Below are 21352 nucleotides of genomic sequence, written 5' to 3'. Positions count from 1 at the left end.
CAGGGCCTCAGCCCAGGTCGCCCGCCGCCGTCAGTTCGGCAAGACGGACCAGGGTGCGGACCGCGGAACCGGTGCCGCCCTTGGGGGTGTAGCCGAAGGGGCCGGACTCGTTGAACGCCGGGCCCGCGATGTCGAGGTGGGCCCAGGTGATCCCCTCGCCCACGAACTCGCGCAGGAACAGACCGGCGACCAGGCCGCCGCCCATCCGCTCGCCCATGTTGGCGATGTCGGCGGTGGGGGAGTCCATGCCCTTGCGCAGGTGCTCGGGCAGCGGCATCGGCCACGAGTCCTCGCCGACCTCCTCCGCGGCCTCGACGATCGAGGCGCGGAACGCGTCGTCGTTGGCCATCACACCGAAGGTGCGGTGACCGAGGGCCAGCACCATCGCGCCGGTCAGCGTCGCCACGTCGATGATCGCGTCCGGCTTGTCCTCCGACGCCTTCCACAGCGCGTCGGCGAGGACCAGGCGGCCCTCGGCGTCCGTGTTGAGGACCTCGACGGTCTTGCCGCTGTACATGCGCAGCACGTCGCCCGGGCGGGTGGCGGAGCCGGACGGCATGTTCTCGGCGAGCGCGAGCCAGCCGGTCACGTTGACCTCCAGGCCGAGGCGCGCGGCGGCGACCACGGCGGCGAAGACCGCCGCCGCGCCGCTCATGTCGCACTTCATCGTCTCGTTGTGCCCGGCCGGCTTGAGGGAGATGCCGCCCGAGTCGTACGTGATGCCCTTGCCGACGAAGGCGAGGTGCTTGGCCGCCTTGGGGGAGGTGTACGACAGCTTCACCAGGCGGGGAGCGGCGGCCGAGCCCGCGCCGACGCCGAGGATGCCGCCGAAGCCGCCCTTCTCCAGGGCCTTCTCGTCGAGCACCTGCACCTTGATGCCGTGCTCCTTGCCGGCCGCGGTGGCGACGGCGGCGAAGGACTCCGGGTTGAGGTCGTTCGGCGGGGTGTTGATGAGGTCGCGGGCGCGGTTGAGCTCCTCGGTCACGGCGGTGGCGCGCGCGATGGCCGCCTTGTACGCGGCGTCGCGGGGCTTGCCGCCGAGCAGTGCGACCTCGCCGAGCGGGGCCTTGCCGTTCTTGGCGTCCTTGCCGTTGTCCTTGTAGGCGTCGAAGGCGTACGCGCCCAGCCGGGCGCCCTCGGCGACAGCACCGGCGTCGGCGGCGTCCGCGATCGGCAGGGCGAAGGCGGCCTTCTTGGCACCGGCGAGCGCGCGGGCGGCGACACCGGCCGCACGGCGCAGCGCCTCGGCGCCGAACGTGTCGTCCTTCACCGGGACCGCTCCCAGACCGACGGCCACGACGACGGGTGCCTTGAAACCGGAGGGCGCGGGCAGCTTCGTCACCTCGCCCTCGGCCCCGGTGGCGCCGAGGGTCTCCAGGATTCCGGCGAGAGAGCCGTCGTACGCTTTGTCCACGGCCTCGGCGCCCGGTGCGACGACCGGGCCCTTGGGGCCCTTCGCGACACCGACGACGATCGCGTCGGCCCGCAGACCGGACGCTGCGGCGGTGCTGAGAGTGAGAGCAGTCACGGTGGTGAAATCTCGCTTCCGTTGAAGTTGCTGTGGCCGAGTGGGGTGGGTCGACCGGGCCCGACGGCTGACCCTAGATCCGGCCTGCGGGGGCGGTCCCTACCGGGTAGCGCCCGCACTTCCCTGAGGTCGCTAGGTAAGTACCCGGGACGAGCCTACGCTCGGGGCCGGGGTTCGCTCATTCCTGCGGGTGTTCACCGCCCGGTGGCGTCGTGTCCATTTCTCACCCCTCACTCCCGGTGACCTGAGCCACACTCATCGTGTTCCGGTGAGCGCGCCGTTCACCGCTTTGCATCATTTCCACCGATCCTCCTCGGTTTGACCAAAAGAGGCCCCTGCGCCCGCTCGGCGTCCGGATCCCCGAGGACTGCGTCGCCCACGCGGTCAGCAGCGGCCTGGCCGCCCTGGCCGCGCGCCATCTCGACGGTGTCCCCTTCCTGCTCACCGAGCACGGCATCTATCTGCGCGAGCGCTACCTCGGCTACCGCAGCGGTGAACAGCGCTGGCCCGTCAAGGCGTTCATGCTCGGCTTCTACCGCGAGCTCAACTCCCTGGGCTACCGGGCCGCCGACCTGATCACCCCCTGCAACCAGTACAACCGCCGCTGGGAGGAGCGCGGCGGCGCCCGAGCGGATCCGCACGGTCTACAACGGAGTCGACCCGCACGCCTTCCCGCACGCGGGTCCCGAACCCGACGTGCCGACCCTCACCTGGTGCGGCCGCGTCGACCCCATCAAGGACCTGGAAACACTGCTGCGCGCCTACGGCATGGTGCGCGCCGAAATGCCCGGGACCAGGCTGCGGCTGTTCGGCCCGGTGCCGCCCGGCGGAGAGGCGTACCGGACCCGCCTGGAGATGCTCGCCGCCGAGCTGGGCGTGACGGACGGGCTGACCTTCGAGGGCCGCATCAGCGAGGTGTGGGGCGCGTACGCGGCCGGCCACGTCGTGATGCTCTCCTCCATCTCCGAGTGCTTCCCCTTCTCGACCATCGAGGCGATGTCCTGCGGCCGTACGACGGTGTCGACCGACGTCGGCGGGGTGCGCGAGGCGGTCGGCGACACGGGCCTCGTCGTACCCCCGCGCGAGCTGATCTCGACCAAATCCCCCAGCTGGTGGGGGACTTCGACTTCGCGGTCGATGAACAGTGCGCCCAGTACAAGGAGTGCGGGCGGCTCAAGCCGTTCATCGCCGCGGACAAGGCCGACTTCCACGTCGAGTACGAGCTGCGGACCAGCGGTTTCTGCGCCGAGGCCCGTCGGCTGAAGCTGAGCTCGGTGCTCAGAAAGTACGAGGTGGGGGCGTGGCGCCGGGCATGCTGAGCCCGAGGCCGGTGACCGCCGTGCCGGCCAGCCGGTCGGCCAGCGAGCGGCGGCTCGGGGAGAGCACGGGCAGGGCGTTGAGGAAGAAGATCACGACGGCGACGGCCCACGCCAGCACCGAGAGCGCGAACTCGCCCTCCACCAGCAGGATGCAGGCCACCGCGTACACGGCGACATCGGCCGTCGTCGTCACCGCCGCCCGCAGCGCCGCCCGGCGCGGGGGGCTCGGCGTGACCTTGAGACCGAGCAGGGCCTTGCCGATCGTGCATCCGGTGAGGGCGAGCGCCGCCCACTGGTAGACGAAGGTGGCCACCACCAGCAGCCCGAAGGCCTGCTCCACGTCCCGGACCACCTTGTGCCAGAGGGAGAGCCCGAACCCCTCGGAGGCGTCGATGACATCGCCGCGCGAGGTGAGGATGTCCCAGCCGCCCCGCGCGGCGAGGTCGGGCACATCCGTCACGAGTGCGGATATCCGGTGGAAGGTGAGCACGGCGAGCGCGGACGCCGCCGCGAGCACCAGCGCGAAGTCGATGAACCAGGCCAGGAACCGCCGAAGTTTCGGCAGTCTCAGCATGTTCGGCACAGACGTCCCCCGATCACGATCCTTTGTCTGTTCGGCGGATCAGATTAGTGGGGGTGGAGGGGCGCGAGTGCCGTTCGCCGGTGATCGTTTCAGCCCAGTGACAGAACGACCAGCGCCGTCGTCGCCGCCGTCTCGGCGAGAGCGCCGAACACATCGCCCGTGATGCCGCCGAAGCGTCGCGCGCAGTGGCGCAGCAGCAGTTCGGCCGCCGCGCAGGCGGCGAGCACCGCCACCGCGCCGCGCACGAGGTCGTACGTCCCCACCAGCGCGCCCGCGCCAGCCGCCGCGCCGACGACGGCCACCGTCACCAGCAGCGCGCCGCGCACCGGGACCGTGCCCGCGACCGCGGCGCCCAGGCCCTCGGGGCGGGCCGGGTGCACCCCGGTGCGGGCGGCCAGCGTGAGGGCGAGTCGGGCCGCGGTCGCCGAGACGACGGCGGCGAGCGCGCCCCGGGCCCACGAGGTGTCGTACGCCTGGAAGAGCGCGGCCACCTGGGCGAGCAGCACGAACAGCAGGGTGATCACGCCGAACGGGCCGATGTCCGACTGCTTCATGATCCGTAGCGCGTCCTCGGCGGGCTTGCCGCTGCCGAGCCCGTCCGCGGTGTCGGCGAGCCCGTCCAGGTGCAGGCCCCGGGTGAGCGCGGCCGGTACGGCGGCGGAGGCCACGGCCGCCAGCAGCGGGCCGGCGCCCATCGCGAGCAGCGCCACACCCACGAGCGCCGCGCCCGCTCCGACCACCAGCCCGGCCGCGGGTGCGCACAGCATTCCGCCGCGCGCGGCCTCGCGGTCCCAGCGGGTCACCTCGACGGGCAGCACGGTGAGGGTGCCGAAGGCGAAGCGGAGGCTGTCGGGCAGGGGGGTCTTGGACGCCGTCTTGGACACCGGCGAAGGGTACCCGGGTGCCCGGACGGCGGAGACAGTGGCTGTGGATGCTGCGTTCTCCCGGGGGACAACCCCCGGACCCCCGGCCGGAACAGCACGTTGGTCCGACGCGACCAGCGGGATCATCTCCTGGCATACATGTCTAAAGTTCACATATGGGTCATTGGTTGTACCGGAACATCATCGAACCGGGAAAGCTGCCGCTGTTGCTGGCGCTCGCCTCCTTCGTGCTGACCTTCGTGATCACCCGTGTCATCGTCCGGCTGATCCGTGCGGGCAAGGGCCCCTTCGGCAATGTGAAGGCCGGTGGCCTGCACATCCACCACGTCGTGCCAGGCATTCTGCTGATGGTGATCGGCGGCTTCGGCGCGGTGGCCAGCAGCCCGTTCGGGTTCGGCGCGTACCTGAGCGCCGTGCTGTTCGGGATCGGCGCGGGCCTGGTGCTCGACGAGTTCGCGTTGGTCCTGCACCTCGACGACGTCTACTGGACCGAGGCCGGCCGCCAGAGCGTCGAGGTCGTGGTGGTCACGGCGGCCCTCGTCGGCCTCGTACTCGGCGGCTTCGCGCCGTTCGGTGTCAACGACCTCACCGATCAGGAACTGCAGGACCGCGGAGGCGTGATCCTGACCGTGGCGGTGAACTTCCTCTTCGCGCTGCTCGCCCTCAGCAAGGGCAAGACGCGCACCGCCGTCTTCGGCGTGATCGTCCCCTTCGTCGCCCTGATCGGCGCGGTCCGGCTGGCCCGGCCCGGCTCCCCGTGGGCCAAACACCTCTATCGCCGACGGCCGCGTGCCCGGGCCAAGGCGCGACTGCGCGCCTACCGCCATGACCGGCGCTGGGCGGGCCCCAGCCGCAAGATTCAGGACTGGATCGGCGGTAAACCGAACGACGAACTCGCCCGTTCCGTGCCCGGACGCCGGTGACGCCGGTGGCGTAGCGCGGAAATCCCGCACACCACCAGCACGGCGGCGATGGCCACGAGGTGTTCCTTGCCCGCCAGGTTCTTCTTGAGGAGCACCTCGACCACCATGGCCCCGATGACCACACCCGCCGTGATGTGCGCGCGATAGCGCCAGCCGAGGAACACGGCGAGGCCCACCACGGCCGCCGACGGGCCGGTGTCGACGACCTGCGCGTCCGATCCGGGCAGCCCCAGCGGGTGGTGCGGGCCGAGGGCGATACCGACGCGCGCGTAGAGCGTCCCGGCCGGCGTGGCGACGTACGCGATGACGAGCGTGCGCCACCAGCCGAGACAGATCTCGGCGATGCCGAACACGACGAGGATCTGCGCGAGCGCACCCCACACCGGGAGATCCAGGGCCGGTACGAACAAGGAGAGCGGGGTGCGCAGAAAGTTCGCCCAGAGCGGCTCCTCGGCCCGAACGGAGCCGGTGTTCTGGACGAACTGGAAGCCCCACGACTGGTTCTGCACGAACTGCAGGACGGAGGTCAGACACACCGCGCCGATGGTCATGGGGATCGCCCGCAGGCGCCTTTCGGCGAGCGCGCCGCGAACGGTGACGTACAGCAGCCCCCATTCGGCGCGAGCCCAGCGGGCGAGCGTGTTCATCTGTGCGACTCCAGGTGCTTTCGGTGCAGCCACTTCGGCAGTCCCGGCGCCTCCAGGAACCCCTCGGCGCGCGCGGACGCGACACCGATGCGCAGCAGGTCCGCGCTCTTCTCGAAGAGCAGGAACCGCGGCTCCCAGATGGGCCGGTACTTTGCGTTGGCGCGGTACAGCGACTCGATCTGCCACCAGCGCGAGAAGAAGCTGAGCAGTGAGCGCCACAGCCGCAGGACCGGTCCCGCGCCCAGACGTGCGCCACGTTCGAAGACCGATCGGAACATGGCGAAGTTGAGCGAGACCTGAGTGATCTTGATCTCCTGGGCCCGTCGCAGGAGTTCGATCACCATGAACTCCATCAGCCCGTTCTCGGAGTCGCGGTCGCGCCGCATGAGGTCCAGGGAGAGCCCGTGCGGCCCCCACGGCACGAAGGACAGCACCGCCCGCAACTCACCCTGGGCGTCGGTGCACTCGAGCATCACGCACCGCCCGTCGTCCGGGTCGCCGAGCCGCCCGAGCGCCATGCTGAACCCGCGCTCGGTCGCCCCGTCCCGCCAGTCGTCGGCGCGCCGCAGGAGATACGCCATCTCGTCGGCCGCGATGTCCTCGTGGCGCCGGATGCGCACCCGGTAGCCCGCGCGCTTGACCCGGTTGTAGGCCTGCCGGACGGTGCGCATGGCCCGCCCTTCGAGGGTGAACTCGGCAGTCTCCACGATGGCTTCGTCGCCGAGTTCGAGGGCGTCGAGGCCGTGCCGGGAGTAGATGGTCCCCGCCTCCTCGCTCGCGCCCATCACCGCCGGGATCCAGCCGTGCGCGCGGGCCTCGGCGAGCCAGGGCTCGATGGCGCCGGGCCATGCCTCCGGGTCGCCGATCGGGTCGCCGGAGGCCAGCGAGACCCCACCGACGACGCGGTACGCCACCGCGGCCTTGGCGGTCGGCGACCAGACCACGCTCTTCTCGCGCCGCAGGGCGAAGTAGCCGAGCGAGTCCCGGTCGCCGTTCTTCTCCAGCAGCGCGCGCAGCCGCTTCTCGTCGTCCTCGGTGAGCGGGTCGACGGCGCGGCGGGAGCGGAAGGCCGCGTAGAGGACGGCGAGGACCAGCAGGGTGCTGAACACGTTGATGGTGACGTTGACCCAGTTGGGCGTCGCGATCCCGGGGAAGTGGGAGTCGTCGGCGGCGACCGAGATGAGTCGCAGGGTGCCGTAGCGCCAGCGGTCGAGAAACGTCGAACGGTGCGCGTCGTGGGCCTGGTTGGTGACCGTGACCAGCAGCGTGGCGAGCAGCGAGGTGACCAGCAGCCCGCCGACCGCGACGGCCGCGGCGAGCTTGGGGTTCGACCGGTCGCCCTTCGCGTAGAACTCCCGGCGGCCGACGACGAGCGAGGCGACGAACGCGGCGGTCAGGACGAGCGAGACCCAGTTCTGCGCGTACTGGCGGATCTCCGGGAACACCATCGCCACGGCGAACAGCAGCAGGAACAGCCCGCTGAGGACGAAGTTGAGGATCCACGCGGCTCGTTTGCGCCGCCGCATGGTGATGGCGAGGAACATCGTGAACACACCGGACGCGAAGCCTGCCGTCAGCAGGTACGGCGTGAAGTAGTTCTCCGTGTTGTGCCGGCGCACGTCCTGCCCGAGCGAGACCCACACGGCGCTCAGGAAGTTGATGAACGTGACGGCCCGCAGATACCAGACGGCGAAGGCGGCAGCGCGCCGTGAGGCAGCGGTGGACCGCCGGTCCCCGTCCCCCTGGCGGGCCGACGCCCGCTCCTGCTCGACGGCAATTCGGGCATCTCCCATAAAGGGCGATGATATGGGGCGGTGTGGTGTGTGCGGGGGAGGGGTGCGGCGGGTGGTTCTGCCGGCCCTCGTGGGGGCGAAGGCGACACTTTTCCGCCCCCTCCGCCCCTGCCCGTCCCGTACCTGGGGCTCCGCCCCAGACCCGCTCCTCAAACGCCGCAGAGGCTGAACGGTCCTGGCCCGTCCGGCGTTTGAGGACGAGCGCGAAGCGCGATGGCGGGGTCTGGGGGGCAGCTCCAGCGACGGGCAGGGGTGAAGGGGGGCGAAAAACCCTGGCCGCGGTCGAGGACCGGCTACTCGTGCTGGTCGGGGTCGGCCTCGGGCCCGTCCTCGGGGTCGGCCTTCGGCCCGGCCTCGGGCGCGGCCTCCGCCTCGGGCCCAGCCTCCGCCTCGGGGGAAGGGGCCTCCGGCAGATCGGCTGCCAGGGCTGCCGCCGCCTGGACCAGGGGCAGTGCCAGCAGTGCGCCCGCGCCCTCGCCGACGGTCACCCCGTGGTCGAGAAGGGGCACCAGGGCCATCCGGTCCAGCGCCTTCGCCTGGGCCGGCTCGCCGCTGTTCTGGCCGGCCAGCCACCAGTCCGGCGCGCGGAAGGCGACCCGCTGCCCGACCAGGGCGCACGCGGCGGAGACGACCCCGTCGAGGATCACCGGCATCTTGCGCACCGCGCTCTGCAGGAGGAACCCGGTCGTCGCCGCGAGGTCCGCCCCGCCGACCGTCGCCAGCAGCTGCAGCTGATCCCCGAGCACGGGCCGGGCCCGCCGCAGGGCGTCGCGCACCGCGGCGCACTTGCGCATCCACGCGAGGTCGTCGATGGCGCGCCCGCCCCGCCCGGTGACGACGGACGCGTCGGTCCCGCACAGCGCGGCGACCAGCACGGCGGCCGCCGTGGTCCCGCCGACACTGATGTCGCCGAGCACCACCAGATCCGTACCGGAGTCCGCCTCTTCGTCCGCGACCGCGACGCCCGCGCGGAACGCGGCCTCCGCCTCCTCCAGGGTCAGCGCGTCCTCGACGTCGATACGTCCCGAACCGCGCCGCACCCGATGCCGTACGACCTCGTCGGGCAGCCCGTCCGGCTCGCAGTCCAGCGCCATGTCGACTACGCGCACCGGCACGCCGAGCCGCCGGGCGAGGATCGCCGCCGGGCTGGCGCCCTCCAGGACCGCCCGCACCAACTGGTCGGCGCTGCCCGCGGGCCGCGCCGACACGCCGAGTTCGGCGACCCCGTGGTCGCCCGCGAACAGCACCACACGCGGGTGCTCGATCGGCCGCACCGGCACCGCGGACTGCGCCGCCGCCAGCCACTCACCCAGGTCGTCGAGGCGGCCCAGTGACCCGGGCGGCACGATCTGGCGCTCCCGGCGCGCCTCGGCGTCCCGGCGCACGCCTCCGTCGGGGCGCTCGATCAGATCGGTGAAGTCGTCGAGATTAAGCGAGCTCATTCGCCGAACAGTACCGGCAGCGATCGAACACGTCCGCGCCACGTCGTTGCACCCCGGATCGCGTTCCCCTACGTACCGTTTGTGTCGGATTGTCGTACGGCCCGGCAGTCTCCGCCCAGCTTCTCCAGCCGCCCCCGGCCCCGCGTCCCCCAGGAGCGCCCATGCCCCCCGCCCCGCAGTTGATCGCCGAACGCCGCGCCGCCTACGCCGCCGAACTCGCCCAGGGCACCGACCGGTTCCACGAACCGCGCCGGGACGACTGCCCCTGGTGCGGGTCGAGGCGGCTGCGCACCCGGCTGCGCACGTCGGATCTGGTGCAGCGCAAGCCCGGCACGTTCGTCGTCGACGAGTGCGGGGACTGCGCCCACGCCTTCCAGAACCCCCGGCTCACGGCGGAGGGGCTGGCCTTCTACCACCGGGACCTCCGAGACCTCAGGGATCTGCGGGGGGACGCCCTCGAAGGCCTCGTCGTGCGGCTCCTCGGCGCCCGCGGCAGCCGCGGACGCCATCGCGCCGCCGCTCGCGCGATGCTGCCGTACACCGAGCCGGAGAGCTGGCTCGACGTCGGCACCGGTCACGGGCACTTCCCGGCCGTGGCCAAGGAGGTCCACCCGTACACGGCCTTCGACGGGCTCGACGCTACGCGGCGGGTCGCGAAGGCGCGGGCGGCCGGGCGCGTCGAGGAGGCGCACCGGGGCCGGCTCACCGACCCCCGGATCGCCGAGCGGCTGCGCGCCCGCTACGACGTCGTCAGCATGTTCCACCACTTGGAGCACACCCGCGACCCGCGCGAGGAACTGCGCGCCGCCATGGTGGTGCTGCGGCCCGGCGGGCACCTCCTCGTCGAAGTCCCCGACCCCGACTGCGCGTTCGGCGCGCTGCTGGGCAAGTGGTGGGTGTCGTACGGCCAGCCGCGCCATCTCCATCTGATGCCGCTGCCCAACCTGTTGGGCGAACTGGAGTCCCTCGGCTGTGCGATCGTCGCGACGGACCGCCGCGAACCGCACATCCCGTACGATCTCGCGGGCGCCCTCGCACTGGCCCTCGGCCGCGCCCTGCCCGACCTCGACGCGCCCTGGCGGCCCGCGCCGCCGACGCCGCTCCAGCGCACGCTGCACACGGCCCTGACCCGGGCGTCCAACCCCCTCCTGGCCACGACGTCGGCCCTGGACCACGCCCTCGCCCCGCTGTTCCGCCGCACCCGCTTCTCCAACGCGTACCGCATCATCGCGCGGCGGTGAGCCTTCGACCCGCTCCGCGGCCCTCTCAACCCCGCAGGGGCAGCGCCTGCCCCGCCACCACCAGCAACACGTGCTCGCACTCCGTCGCGAACCCCGCGTTCAGGCGCCCGAGTTCGTCACGGTAGCGGCGTCCCGACGCGGTGGCGGGGACGATGCCGGAGCCGACCTCGTTGGAGACGGCGACGACGGTGCGGCGGGTGTTGCGGACGGCGGCGGTGAGTTCCTCGACGCGGGCGCGCAGTGCGCGTTCGCCGCCGCCCGCCCACTCCGCGTCGTCCCAGGCGTTCACGGAGTCCATCGCGTCCGTCAGCCAGAGGGACAGGCAGTCGATGAGCAGCGGAGGGCCGTCCTCCGCCAGGAGGGGGACGAGGTCGCAGGTCTCGGTGGTGCGCCAGGAGCCGGGGCGCCGCTCACGATGCGCGCTGACCCGCGACGCCCACTCGGTGTCCCCGTTCCGGGAGCCGCCCGTCGCGACGTACAGCACGTCGGGGAAGGCCTCGAGGCGCCGCTCCGCCTCCACAGACTTGCCCGATCGCGCACCGCCGAGCACGAGCGTGCGGCGCGGCACGTCCGGTACGTCCTCGTAGACGCCCACGTCCAGCGTGGTCCCGTCCGGCACCGCCCGCGCGCCCGCCGCCGCGAGCCGTCGCCGCAGTTCGGGCCCCGGCGGCACCTCGTGGTCGAGGTGCACCGCGATCACGTCCGTCGTCGGCCCGACCGCGCCGACCGCCCGCAGCTTCGCCAGGCCGTCGGGGCGCCCCACCACATCGGCGAGCACCATGTCGTACGTATCACCGTTCGCGTCGAGCCCGGCGGGCGCCGCGCCCGGCGGCAGATAGAGCAGCCGCTGACCGTTCGGGCCGGTGACCGCGTACCCCGTGCCGGGCGCGTCCATCGGCACGGCCCGCACCCGGTGCCCGGTGAGCAGCGCCAGCTCACGCCCGTCGGGCACCCGCCCGGGCTGCGGCAGCCCGGCCGGCACCTCGACCGCGGGCCCGTCGTGCGGATGCGAGAGCAGCACCTGCCGTACGCCGCCCAGCGAGTGCCCGGCGCGGGCGGCCGCGAACGCCGCGCCGGGCGTGAGGTCGAGCAGCAGCGTGCCGTCCACGAGCAGCGCGGTGGCCGCCCGCGCGTTCTCGCCGAGCGCGGTCGCGCAGGCCGCGCAGGGACAGTCGGGGCGGGGCAGGCCCTCGGGGGCGCCGGTGCCGAGCAGAGTCAGTTCCACGAGGTCGATTTTTACGTGTCGCCGCAGGTCTTGCGCGTCCGGCTAGGCTTCGGACGTGGAGCCGGATCTTGTCCGGCTTCAGCTGTGCAGTGTGCTCACACCCTGGAGGCGTACATGGCGGCATGGACGTGGCGGTTCGAGAAGTCCGACGGGACAGAGGTCCAACCCGCGGTGCAGCCCGAGGAGTTCACCACGCAGGGGGACGCCGAGTCCTGGATCGGCGAGGTGTGGAAGGACCTTCTCGAGGGCGGCGCGGACCAGGTGTTCCTCTTCGAGGACAGCACGCAGATCTACGGGCCGATGAGCCTGCACGCCGAACCGGAGTAGGCCGGTCGGGGTTGCCGGGGCCGGACCTCGGCAACCCGTCCACCGCGGTCGCCCGACGGCCGCTGGTCGCCGGACGTCAGATCTCCCCCAACGTCGCCACGACCGTGCTCTCGCTGCCGCCCCGCAGGAACGTCACCTCCGTCTTGTCGCCCGGCTTTTGGGCCGCGAGGGCCTCGGAGAGCGAGATGATCGTGGTGATGTCGCTGTCGCCGACCTTGATGATGACGTCACCGGGCCGGATGCCCGCCTTGTCGGCCGCGCCGCCGCTCTGCACCGCGACCACGGCGACCCCCGCGGGCTGGTAGTCGTCGTTGACGACCGTACGGCCCGTGATGTCGAGCGCGGCCCGTCCCGAGTCGGTGACCTTGCCGTCCTTGATGATCTGGTCGGCGATGGTCTTCACCAGCGACGCGGGGATCGCGAAGCCGATGCCGGGCGCCGCGCCGCCGCCGAGATTGGGGTCGGTCGCGGCGAGCGTGGGGATGCCGATGACCTGAGCGTCGAGATTCACCAGCGCGCCGCCGCTGTTGCCGGGGTTGATCGCCGCCGAGGTCTGCACCATGTTCCCGATGGTGGCCCCCGTACCCCCGCCGGTGGTGCCCTCGCTGACGGTGCGTCCGGTCGCCGAGACGATGCCCTGGGTCACGCTGGACGAGAGCCCGAGCGGCGACCCCATCGCCAGCACGATCTGGCCGACCTCGACCTTCGAGGAGTCCCCGATGGTCGCCGCCTTCAGTCCTTCGGGGATCTTGTCCAGCTTGATGACGGCGAGATCCTGCTCCGGGTACGCGTAGACGAGCGTCGCCGTCAGCGCGTCCTCGTTGTTGGCCGTCGTGACCCCGAACTTCTTCTCGTTCCCGACCACGTGCGCGTTGGTGACGATGTGCCCCTTGTCGTCGTACACCACGCCCGACCCCAGATCATGGCTTGCCTGGATCTGCACCACCGACGGCAGGACTTCCTTGATCACCTTCAGGTAGGCGTCCTGGAGGTCATTGGACACCTGGGAGACAGCGGCCTGCGTAGTCGTCGCACCGTCCTTCCTGGACGACGCGGAGTCGCCGGTACACCCGGAGAGCAGGGCGGCCGAACAGGCGAGAGCGGCTACGGACGCAAGGAGCCGCACGGTGCGAGCAAGGGCGCGGGGCCGGGCAGGCGTACAGGAGGCATCCATGCCCGAAGTGTCCCTTTTCGATGGATGCCCTGACCTGCGGTGCGCGCCCGAACGGGTCGCTCAGCCACGCACTCCGCACAGGTGCAGCAACGCCGCCACCTGGCGATAGGGATCCGTCCGCCCGGCCCGCTCCTCGGCGGCCAGCACACTCTCCGCATCCGGAGGAACCGGCGCCCCGTCCGCCGCGGTGTCCGTGAAGACCCGCACCCCGTACCAGGCGTGCAGCGGCGCCCCGATCCCCGCGAGCGTGGACGTCAGCGTGGCGAGTCGATCGGCGCGCACGTCGAGGCCGAGCCGGTTCGTGTACGCGGTCGTGTCGAACGAGGCGAGCGTCGCCGCCCAGTCCCCGGACAGCCCGGGCCGCATGGCCAGCGCGTCGGCGTTCCGCACGAGCAGCGAGAGCAGCCCGCCGGGGGCCAGCATCCGCGCCAGGCCGGCCAGCAGCGCGTCCGGCTCCTCGACGTACATCAGTACGCCGTGGCACAGCACCACGTCGAAGCTGCCCGGCAGGAAGTGGACGCCGGTTTCCCGGCCGTCGCCCTCGATCAGCCGTACACGTCCCCGGATGCCCTCGGGCTCGGCGGCCAGCGCCTCCCGGGCCACCGCGAGCATCTTCGCGTCCTGCTCCAGACCGGTCACCTGATGCCCGGCCCGGGCAAGGCGCAGCGCCTGCGTGCCCTGGCCCATCCCGACGTCGAGGACCCGCAGCCGCAGGCCCACCGGGAACCGCCCGGCTATCTGCTCGTCGAGCTGCCGGGCCACCAGTTCCTGTCGTACGACATCACGCAGGCCGCCCAGCTTGTTCAGCCAGGCGTCCGCCGCGCCCCCGGAGAAAGACGTCGTGCTCAGGGCCGCTCTCCGCGCTTGACCTGCGGCTTCGGAAGCCGGAGTCGACGCATCTGGAGCGTGCGCATCAGCGCGTAGGCGACCGCGCCCTTCTTGGGCTGGTCGGGGAAGCGCGCGTTCAGCTGCTTCTTCAGGCGGATCGCGATACCGATCGAGTCGACCACGATCATCACGATCACCACGAGCCACAGCAGCAGCGCGATGTTCTGCAGCGAGCCCACGCGGACCATGCTCAGGACGAGGATGACCACGGCCAGCGGCAGGAAGAACTCGGCGATGCAGAACCGCGAGTCCACGAAGTCGCGCGCGAACTTCCGCACCGGCCCCTTGTCACGGGCGGGCAGATAGCGCTCGTCACCACTGGCCAGCGCCTGGCGCTGCCGCTCCATCGCGACACGGCGATCGTCGCGCTGCCGCTTGGCCGCCTCCTTGCGCGTCGTCGGCGTATTGGCGACGCTGCGACGCTGGGTCTGGGCCTCACTGCGCTTGGGCGTGGGGCGGCCCTTGGGGGCCTGGGGGTCACGGGTCTGCTTGGAGTCGGTCACCGGCGCCTTGTCGGCGGGGGCCTTCTCTTCCTTGGCACGGCTACGGAACACAAAACCCAAGGGTACGGGGTTCGGGCGCATGGACGTCATTCGAGTGGGGAACGATCCGGCAACACCGTACGTCTGTAGTGGGACAGAGGGGACGTTGCGCGCGGCTTTGCCGGGTGGCGGGGCCGGGGACCCCGAGGTCCACCTACTCCCTACGCCGGAGCGGTGCCGTAAGCAGTCGTCCTTGGGGATGAGCGCATCCGTCCCCGAACAGTGCGGTAATGGATGCAGGGCCCGTACTGTGGGTTCTGTTGCAGTACCTGGAGCTGGAGTCCGTCAGAAGGGGGCGCGCGAAGCCCATGAGCGGTGTCATGAAGCGTATGGGGATGATCTTCCGCGCGAAGGCGAACAAGGCCCTTGACCGGGCCGAGGACCCGCGCGAAACCCTCGATTACTCGTACCAGAAGCAGCTGGAGCTGCTGCAGAAGGTGCGCCGCGGCGTCGCGGACGTGGCGACCAGCCGCAAGCGCCTCGAACTGCAGCTGAACCAGCTCCAGAGTCAGTCCACCAAGCTGGAGGACCAGGGCCGCAAGGCGCTCGCGCTCGGCCGTGAGGACCTGGCCCGTGAGGCGCTGTCGCGCCGCGCCGCCCTCCAGCAGCAGGTCACCGACCTGGAGACGCAGCACCAGACCCTCCAGGGCGAGGAGGAGAAGCTCACCCTCGCGGCCCAGCGTCTGCAGGCCAAGGTCGATGCCTTCCGCACCAAGAAGGAGACGATCAAGGCGACGTACACGGCGGCCCAGGCGCAGACCCGGATCGGGGAGGCCTTCTCCGGCATCTCCGAGGAGATGGGCGACGTGGGCATGGCCATCCAGCGGGCCGAGGACAAGACCGCGCAGCTCCAGGCGCGAGCCGGCGCCATCGACGAGCTGCTCGCCTCCGGGGCCCTCGACGACCAGTCCGGGCTGGCCAAGGACGACATCCAGAGCGAGCTGGACCGGCTCTCCGGTGGTACGGATGTAGAGCTGGAGCTGCAGCGCATGAAGGCGGAGCTGGCCGGTGGGTCCTCGCCGCAGCAGGCGATCGAGGGCGGTACGGGGCAGTCGCAGTCCCAGTCGCAGCCGCAGGACACTCCGCGCTTCGACAAGCAGTGAGTGAGTGACCGACTGATCGGGTCCCACGCCTGAGGAGGGCGACATGATCGTACGGATCATGGGGGAGGGGCAGGTGAGGCTGGACGACAGCCACCTCACCGAACTGAACAAACTGGACGACGAGCTGCTCGCCGAGATGGAGAGCGGCGACGAGCCCGGCTTCCGCCGCACGCTGTGCGCGCTCCTGGAATCGGTACGCCGCCTCGGTGCTCCGCTTCCCGACGACGCGCTGGAACCCTCGGAACTGATCCTCCCGTCCCCCGACGCGACCCTCGAAGAGGTCCGCGCAATGCTGAGCGACGAGGGCTTGATCCCCGGCTGACGGTTTCCTCGCCCCTACGCAGATCGCGCAGTTCCCCGAGCCCCGTTTCAGGGGCGCGAGGAACTGCGCAGTCTTTTGGCGGGGGTCTGGGGGCGCAGCCCCGAGGGACGGGACGGGTAGGGGCGGAGGGGGCGAAAACATCCCCCGCGGTACCCGGTAGCACCCGTTCCAAGCCCCGCAGGCTCCCCGTACCGTAAACGGAGTGAGCACCCTAGAGCGCACGAGGGACTGGCTGCGCGTCCACCCCCTCGCGCTGGACGCCGCCCTGGCCGCCGGCGTCCTCGCCAGCATGGTCGCCGGCTCCTTCGTCGACCCGCACGGTGAGAACGGCGCGACCTGGGGCGCCCGCACCCCGGACGCGCTCAGCCTCGTCCTGATGGTGCTCGGCGCCGCGGCCCTGGTCTTCCGCCGCCGCGCCCCGATGACGGTCCTCGCGGCCACGGTCGCCGTCTCCCTGGTGGAGCTGGCCACCGGCGACCCCAGGGCCCCGGTGGCGATGTCCGCCGTCGTCGCCCTCTATACCGTCGCGTCGGCCACCGACCGCCCCACGACCTGGCGCGTCGGACTGGTCACGATGACCGTCCTGACGGCGGTCGCGATGCTCGCGGGACCCATGCCCTGGTATGCCCAGGAGAACCTCGGCATCTTCGCCTGGACCGGCATGGCCGCCGCCGCGGGCGACGCCGTACGCAGCCGGCGTGCCTTCGTGCACGCCATCCGCGAGCGCGCCGAGCGCGCCGAACGCACCCGCGAGGAAGAGGCCCGCCGCCGCGTCGCCGAGGAGCGGCTGCGGATCGCCCGCGATCTGCACGACGTCGTCGCCCATCACATCGCCCTGGTGAACGTCCAAGCGGGCGTCGCCGCCCACGTCATGGACAAGCGGCCGGACCAGGCCAAGGAAGCCCTCGCGCACGTGCGCGAGGCCAGTCGCTCCGCCCTCAATGAGCTCCGCGCCACCGTCGGGTTGCTGAGGCAGTCCGGCGACCCCGAGGCCCCCACCGAACCCGCACCCGGCCTCGCCCGCCTCGACGAACTCGCCGACACCTTCCGCAATGCCGGCCTCCCCGTCGAAGTCGCCCGCTGCGACCACGGCACCACCCTCCCCGCCGCCGTCGACCTCGCCGCGTACCGCGTCATCCAGGAAGCCCTCACCAATGTGCAGAAGCACGCGGGCCCGGAGGCGAAGGCCGAGGTCAGCGTCGTACGCGTAGGACCGAATGTGGAGGTCACGGTCCTCGACAACGGGCCCGGGCAGGACGACGGGCCACAAGAGGGCGGCGGGCACGGGCTGCTCGGCATGCGGGAGCGGGTCACCGCGCTCGGCGGCAGCTGCACGGCCGGTCCCCGATACGGAGGCGGCTTCCGGGTCCATGCGATCCTTCCGGTCAAGAACCGCACGCCTGCCCTGGGGGACTCCGCATGACCATCCGTGTCCTGCTCGCCGACGACCAGGCGCTGCTGCGCAGCGCCTTCCGTGTGCTCGTCGACTCGGAGCCCGACATGGAGGTGGTCGGCGAGGCGTCCGACGGCGCGGAGGCGGTGCGGCTGACGAGGGAAGAGCGCGCCGACGTCGTGCTCATGGACATCCGGATGCCAGGGACCGACGGGCTCGCCGCCACACGGTTGATCACCGCCGACCCGGGGCTCGCACACGTACGGGTGGTCATGTTGACGACCTTCGAGGTCGACGAGTACGTGGTGCAGTCGCTGCGGGCCGGCGCCTCCGGATTCCTCGGGAAGGGCGCCGAGCCGGAGGAGCTGTTGAACGCGATCCGGATCGCCGCCGGTGGCGAGGCGCTGCTGTCGCCGGCGGCCACCAAGGGGCTGATCGCCAAGTTCCTCGCGCAGGGCGACGGTTCGGAGGAGGAGCGGGATCCGGCCCGCGCCGAGCGGCTCGACGCGCTCACCGGGCGCGAGCGCGAGGTGCTCGTCCAGGTCGCGGGCGGGCACTCCAACGACGAGATCGCCGAGCGCCTCGAAGTCAGCCCGCTGACGGTGAAGACGCACGTCAACCGGGCCATGGCGAAACTCGGCGCGCGCGACCGGGCGCAGCTGGTCGTCATCGCGTACGAGTCCGGGCTGGTCCGTCCAAGGGTGGACTGAGCTCCACCTGGGCGTACTGCGCCTGGAGTAGGAGCCGCATAAGGAAATGGACTCAGGGGCGACGGATCGGTCCCCTTCCATGGCTCAGGGTGTGACGTGGGGCGCTCAGATGTGCACGCCCTCTTGCTCCACGTTCCGCTCAAGCCACAGAAGAGAGACCCGCCACTCATGTCCTGGCTGTCCAGATTCAGCCTCGCGCAACGGGCCCTCATAGGGCTGATCTCGATCATCGCGCTCGCCTTCGGAGCGATCGCGATCCCCCAGCTCAAGCAGCAGCTGCTGCCCACCATCGAACTGCCCATGGTGTCCGTGCTCGCGCCGTACCAGGGCGCGTCTCCCGACGTGGTGGAGAAGCAGGTCGTCGAGCCCATCGAGGACACCCTCGAAGCGGTCGACGGCATCACCGGTGTCACGTCCACGGCCAGTGAGGGCAACGCCGTGATCATGGCGTCCTTCGACTACGGCAACGACACCAAGCAGCTCGTCGCCGACGTCCAGCAGGCCGTCAACCGCGCCCGCGTGCAGCTCCCGGACGACGTCGACCCGCAGGTCATCGCCGGTTCGACGGACGACATCCCGACCGTCGTCCTCGCCGTCACCTCGGACAAGGACCAGCAGGCCCTGTCCGACCAGCTCGACCGGACCGTCGTGCCCGACCTGAAGGACATCGACGGCGTCGGCCAGGTGACGGTCGACGGCGTACGCGACGTGCAGGTCACCGTCACGCCCGACGACAAGAAGATGGCGAAGGCCGGCCTCACCTCCGCCGCGCTCGGCCAGGCCCTCCAGGCGGGCGGCGCGACCGTCCCCGCCGGCTCCTTCGACGAGGACGGCAGCAACCGCACCGTCCAGGTCGGCGGGGGCTTCACCTCCCTGAAGCAGATCCAGGACCTGATGGTCACGGGCGCCCAGGGGAAGAAGCCGGTGCGCCTCGGTGCCGTCGCGGGCGTCAAGCAGGAGCAGTCCAAGGCCGACTCCATCACGCGGACGGACGGCCGGCCGAGCCTCGCCGTGAACGTCACCATGGACCACGACGGCAGCGCGGTCGCCATCTCCGACGCGGTCAAGGACAAGCTGCCCGGCATGCGCAAGGACCTGGGGACCGGAGCGACGATCACCGTCGTCAGCGACCAGGGCCCGGCGGTGTCGAAGTCCATCGACGGCCTGACCACGGAGGGCGCGCTGGGCCTGCTCTTCGCGGTCCTGGTCATCCTGGTCTTCCTGGCGTCGATCCGCTCGACGCTGGTCACGGCGGTCTCGATCCCGCTGTCGGTGGTCCTGGCCCTGATCGTGCTGTGGACCCGCGACCTGTCGCTCAACATGCTCACGCTCGGCGCGCTCACCATCGCCATCGGCCGCGTCGTGGACGACTCGATCGTCGTCCTGGAGAACATCAAGCGGCACCTCGGCTACGGCGAGGAGCGCGAGGAGGCGATCCTCAAGGCGGTCCGCGAGGTCGCGGGCGCGGTCACGGCGTCGACCCTGACGACGGTCGCGGTGTTCCTCCCGATCGGCCTGACCGGCGGCATGGTGGGCGAGCTGTTCGGCTCCTTCAGCCTGACGGTCACGGCGGCGCTGCTCGCCTCGCTGCTCGTCTCGCTGACGGTCGTGCCCGTTCTGTCGTACTGGTTCCTGCGCGCCCCCAAGGGCACCCCGGCCGACGCGGACGAGGCCCGGCGCAAGGCGGAGGAGAAGGAGGCGCGCAGCCGTCTGCAGCGTTTCTACGTTCCCGTTCTGCGCTTCGCGACCCGGCGCCGTCTGACGAGCGTGCTGATCGCGGTCGCGATCCTCGTCGGCACGTTCGGCATGGCGCCTCTGCTGAAGACGAACTTCTTCGACCAGGGCGACCAGGAAGTCCTCACCGTCAAGCAGGAGTTGAAGCCGGGCACCAGCCTGGCGGCGACCGACGCGCAGGCGAAGAAGGTCGAGAAGCTGCTGGACGGCGTCAAGGGCGTCAAGGACTACCAGGTCACGGTCGGTTCCTCCGGCTTCATGGCCGCCTTCGGCGGCAGCACGGACACCAACCAGGCCTCGTACCAGGTGATGCTGGACGACTCGGCGTCGTACGACGATGTCCAGAGCCGTATCGAGGACGGCCTCGGCAAGCTCTCCGGGATCGGTACGACCACGGTCTCGGCCGGAGACGGGTTCGGCAACCAGGACCTGAGCGTCGTCGTGAAGGCGGCCGACGCGGGCGTGCTGCGCAAGGCGGCCGACCAGGTCCGTGACGAGGTCGCCAAGCTGGACGACGTCACGGACGTGACCAGCGACCTGGCGCAGAGCGTGCCGCGCATCTCGGTCAAGGCCAACTCCAAGGCCGCGGCGGCCGGTTTCAACGACACCACGCTCGGCGCGGCCGTGACCGAGGCGGTGCGCGGCACCACCAGCGGCAAGGCGATCTTGGACGACACCGAGCGGGACGTCGTCATCAAGTCGGCGAAGCCGGCCAAGACGCTGGACCAGTTGAAGAACCTCCGGCTGGGTGCCGTGAAGCTGGGTGACATCGCGGACGTGAAGCTGGTCGACGGTCCGGTCTCGATGACCCGGATCGACGGTCAGCGGGCCGCCACGATCACGGCGAAGCCCACCGGCGACAACACCGGTGCGGTCAGCGCCGACCTCACCTCGAAGCTGAAGGCGCTGAAGCTCCCCGCGGGTGCCACGGCGGAGATCGGCGGGGTGTCCCAGAACCAGGACGACGCGTTCGCCTCCCTGGGGCTGGCGATGCTGGCGGCGATCGCGATCGTCTTCATGCTGCTGGTCGCGACCTTCCGCTCGCTGGTGCAGCCGCTCATCCTGCTCGTCTCGATCCCCTTCGCGGCGACGGGCGCGATCGGCCTGCTGGTCGCCACGGGTACCCCGATGGGTGTCCCGGCGATGATCGGCATGCTGATGCTCATCGGCATCGTGGTGACGAACGCGATCGTGCTGATCGACCTGATCAACCAGTACCGACGACAGGGCTACGGCACGCTCGAGGCGGTCATCGAGGGCGGCCGCCACCGGCTGCGCCCGATCCTCATGACGGCCCTGGCGACCATCTTCGCCCTGCTCCCCATGGCGTTGGGCGTCACCGGCGAGGGCGGCTTCATCGCCCAGCCGCTGGCCGTGGTCGTCATCGGCGGCCTGATCACGTCGACCCTGCTGACGCTGCTGCTGGTCCCGACGCTGTACACGGTGATCGAACTCCGCAAGGAGCGCCGGGCGAAGAAGAAGGCGGCGAAGCGAGCGGCGAAGGCAGGGGTCCCGTCTTCGCCGACGGAGGCGGAGGAACCGGAACCGGCGGGGGTCTAGGCAGCGGATCGGAC

General features: G+C 71.3%; 18 protein-coding genes and 2 pseudogenes. 10 read left to right on the top strand and 10 right to left on the bottom strand.

Annotation, left to right across the window (positions count from 1 at the left end):
* Positions 1-7: 7 nt before the first annotated feature.
* Positions 8-1528 carry a leucyl aminopeptidase gene (locus tag ACZ4RZ_RS10505; RefSeq protein ID WP_467743573.1) on the bottom strand — a complete coding sequence of 507 codons (1521 nt, stop codon included), beginning with the start codon at positions 1526-1528 and terminating at the stop codon, positions 8-10.
* A gap of 335 nt (positions 1529-1863) precedes the next feature.
* On the opposite strand from ACZ4RZ_RS10505, the pseudogene ACZ4RZ_RS10500 reads away from it, so the two are divergent.
* Positions 1864-2614, top strand: a pseudogene (locus ACZ4RZ_RS10500) (glycosyltransferase); the annotation flags it as partial.
* A 2-nt stretch (positions 2615-2616) separates the two neighbouring features.
* Positions 2617-2847, top strand: a pseudogene (locus ACZ4RZ_RS10495) (endo alpha-1,4 polygalactosaminidase); the annotation flags it as partial.
* On the opposite strand, the gene ACZ4RZ_RS10490 reads toward ACZ4RZ_RS10495, so the two are convergent.
* Together ACZ4RZ_RS10490 and ACZ4RZ_RS10485 are read right to left on the bottom strand one after the other, a co-directional pair.
* A complete protein-coding gene (locus ACZ4RZ_RS10490) occupies positions 2807-3421 on the bottom strand; it encodes an RDD family protein (RefSeq protein WP_467743572.1) in 615 nt (204 codons plus the stop codon). The pseudogene ACZ4RZ_RS10495 and the gene ACZ4RZ_RS10490 overlap by 41 nt on opposite strands.
* A gap of 98 nt (positions 3422-3519) precedes the next feature.
* Complete coding sequence (locus ACZ4RZ_RS10485; protein WP_467743571.1) at positions 3520-4314, bottom strand: adenosylcobinamide-GDP ribazoletransferase; 795 nt, start codon at positions 4312-4314, stop codon at positions 3520-3522.
* 155 nt (positions 4315-4469) lie between these two features.
* Between ACZ4RZ_RS10485 and ACZ4RZ_RS10480 the strand changes: the two genes are divergently transcribed.
* A complete protein-coding gene (locus tag ACZ4RZ_RS10480; RefSeq protein WP_467743570.1) occupies positions 4470-5237 on the top strand; it encodes a hypothetical protein in 768 nt (255 codons plus the stop codon).
* Here the strand turns inward: ACZ4RZ_RS10480 and ACZ4RZ_RS10475 are convergent.
* From ACZ4RZ_RS10475 to cobT, 3 genes are all read right to left on the bottom strand, one after another.
* On the bottom strand, positions 5174-5884 hold the full coding sequence (locus ACZ4RZ_RS10475) for a hypothetical protein (protein ID WP_467743569.1): 711 nt from the start codon (positions 5882-5884) through the stop codon (positions 5174-5176). The two genes, ACZ4RZ_RS10480 and ACZ4RZ_RS10475, sit on opposite strands and share 64 nt — an antisense overlap.
* Positions 5881-7677: a phosphatidylglycerol lysyltransferase domain-containing protein gene (locus ACZ4RZ_RS10470; protein WP_467743568.1), complete on the bottom strand. Its 1797-nt coding sequence runs from the start codon at positions 7675-7677 to the stop codon at positions 5881-5883. Before ACZ4RZ_RS10470 ends, ACZ4RZ_RS10475 begins: the two co-directional genes overlap by 4 nt.
* A 293-nt stretch (positions 7678-7970) precedes the next feature.
* Complete coding sequence (gene cobT, locus ACZ4RZ_RS10465; RefSeq protein ID WP_467743567.1) at positions 7971-9119, bottom strand: nicotinate-nucleotide--dimethylbenzimidazole phosphoribosyltransferase; 1149 nt, start codon at positions 9117-9119, stop codon at positions 7971-7973.
* 161 nt (positions 9120-9280) lie between these two features.
* On the opposite strand from cobT, the gene ACZ4RZ_RS10460 reads away from it, so the two are divergent.
* A complete protein-coding gene (locus ACZ4RZ_RS10460; protein ID WP_467743566.1) occupies positions 9281-10360 on the top strand; it encodes a class I SAM-dependent methyltransferase in 1080 nt (359 codons plus the stop codon).
* Positions 10361-10385: 25 nt separating this feature from the next.
* On the opposite strand, the gene ACZ4RZ_RS10455 is transcribed toward ACZ4RZ_RS10460, so the two are convergent.
* Entirely contained in the window at positions 10386-11585 is a 1200-nt protein-coding gene (locus tag ACZ4RZ_RS10455) for a bifunctional adenosylcobinamide kinase/adenosylcobinamide-phosphate guanylyltransferase (RefSeq protein ID WP_467743565.1), read from the bottom strand.
* Between the two features lie 114 nt (positions 11586-11699).
* On the opposite strand from ACZ4RZ_RS10455, the gene ACZ4RZ_RS10450 reads away from it, so the two are divergent.
* On the top strand, positions 11700-11912 hold the full coding sequence (locus tag ACZ4RZ_RS10450) for a hypothetical protein (protein WP_099500908.1): 213 nt from the start codon (positions 11700-11702) through the stop codon (positions 11910-11912).
* Between the two features lie 76 nt (positions 11913-11988).
* On the opposite strand, the gene ACZ4RZ_RS10445 is transcribed toward ACZ4RZ_RS10450, so the two are convergent.
* From ACZ4RZ_RS10445 to ACZ4RZ_RS10435, 3 genes are all read right to left on the bottom strand, one after another.
* Positions 11989-13086: a S1C family serine protease gene (locus tag ACZ4RZ_RS10445; protein ID WP_467743564.1), complete on the bottom strand. Its 1098-nt coding sequence runs from the start codon at positions 13084-13086 to the stop codon at positions 11989-11991.
* A 60-nt stretch (positions 13087-13146) separates the two neighbouring features.
* Positions 13147-13848, bottom strand: a complete 702-nt coding sequence (locus tag ACZ4RZ_RS10440; RefSeq protein WP_467743563.1) for a class I SAM-dependent methyltransferase — start codon at positions 13846-13848, stop codon at positions 13147-13149.
* Positions 13849-13931: 83 nt separating this feature from the next.
* Positions 13932-14558, bottom strand: a complete 627-nt coding sequence (locus tag ACZ4RZ_RS10435; protein WP_467743562.1) for a DUF3043 domain-containing protein — start codon at positions 14556-14558, stop codon at positions 13932-13934.
* A gap of 266 nt (positions 14559-14824) precedes the next feature.
* On the opposite strand from ACZ4RZ_RS10435, the gene ACZ4RZ_RS10430 reads away from it, so the two are divergent.
* From ACZ4RZ_RS10430 to ACZ4RZ_RS10410, 5 genes are all read left to right on the top strand, one after another.
* Positions 14825-15619 (top strand): PspA/IM30 family protein, encoded by a 795-nt coding sequence (locus ACZ4RZ_RS10430; protein WP_467743681.1) that lies wholly within the window; start codon positions 14825-14827, stop codon positions 15617-15619.
* 43 nt (positions 15620-15662) lie between these two features.
* Positions 15663-15941 carry a PspA-associated protein PspAA gene (gene pspAA / locus ACZ4RZ_RS10425; RefSeq protein WP_467743561.1) on the top strand — a complete coding sequence of 93 codons (279 nt, stop codon included), beginning with the start codon at positions 15663-15665 and terminating at the stop codon, positions 15939-15941.
* Between the two features lie 202 nt (positions 15942-16143).
* Positions 16144-17364 carry a sensor histidine kinase gene (locus tag ACZ4RZ_RS10420; RefSeq protein ID WP_467743560.1) on the top strand — a complete coding sequence of 407 codons (1221 nt, stop codon included), beginning with the start codon at positions 16144-16146 and terminating at the stop codon, positions 17362-17364.
* Positions 17361-18044, top strand: coding sequence for a response regulator (locus ACZ4RZ_RS10415; RefSeq protein WP_467743559.1), 684 nt, complete (start codon positions 17361-17363; stop codon positions 18042-18044). Before ACZ4RZ_RS10420 ends, ACZ4RZ_RS10415 begins: the two co-directional genes overlap by 4 nt.
* Positions 18045-18212: 168 nt before the next feature.
* A complete protein-coding gene (locus ACZ4RZ_RS10410; RefSeq protein ID WP_467743558.1) occupies positions 18213-21338 on the top strand; it encodes an efflux RND transporter permease subunit in 3126 nt (1041 codons plus the stop codon).
* Positions 21339-21352: the final 14 nt, after the last annotated feature.

Source organism: Streptomyces sp. NPDC027189 (assembly GCF_055566975.1).
The sequence above is the reverse complement of the archived record's forward strand: the minus strand, read 5'-3'. Positions and strand labels throughout refer to the sequence as shown.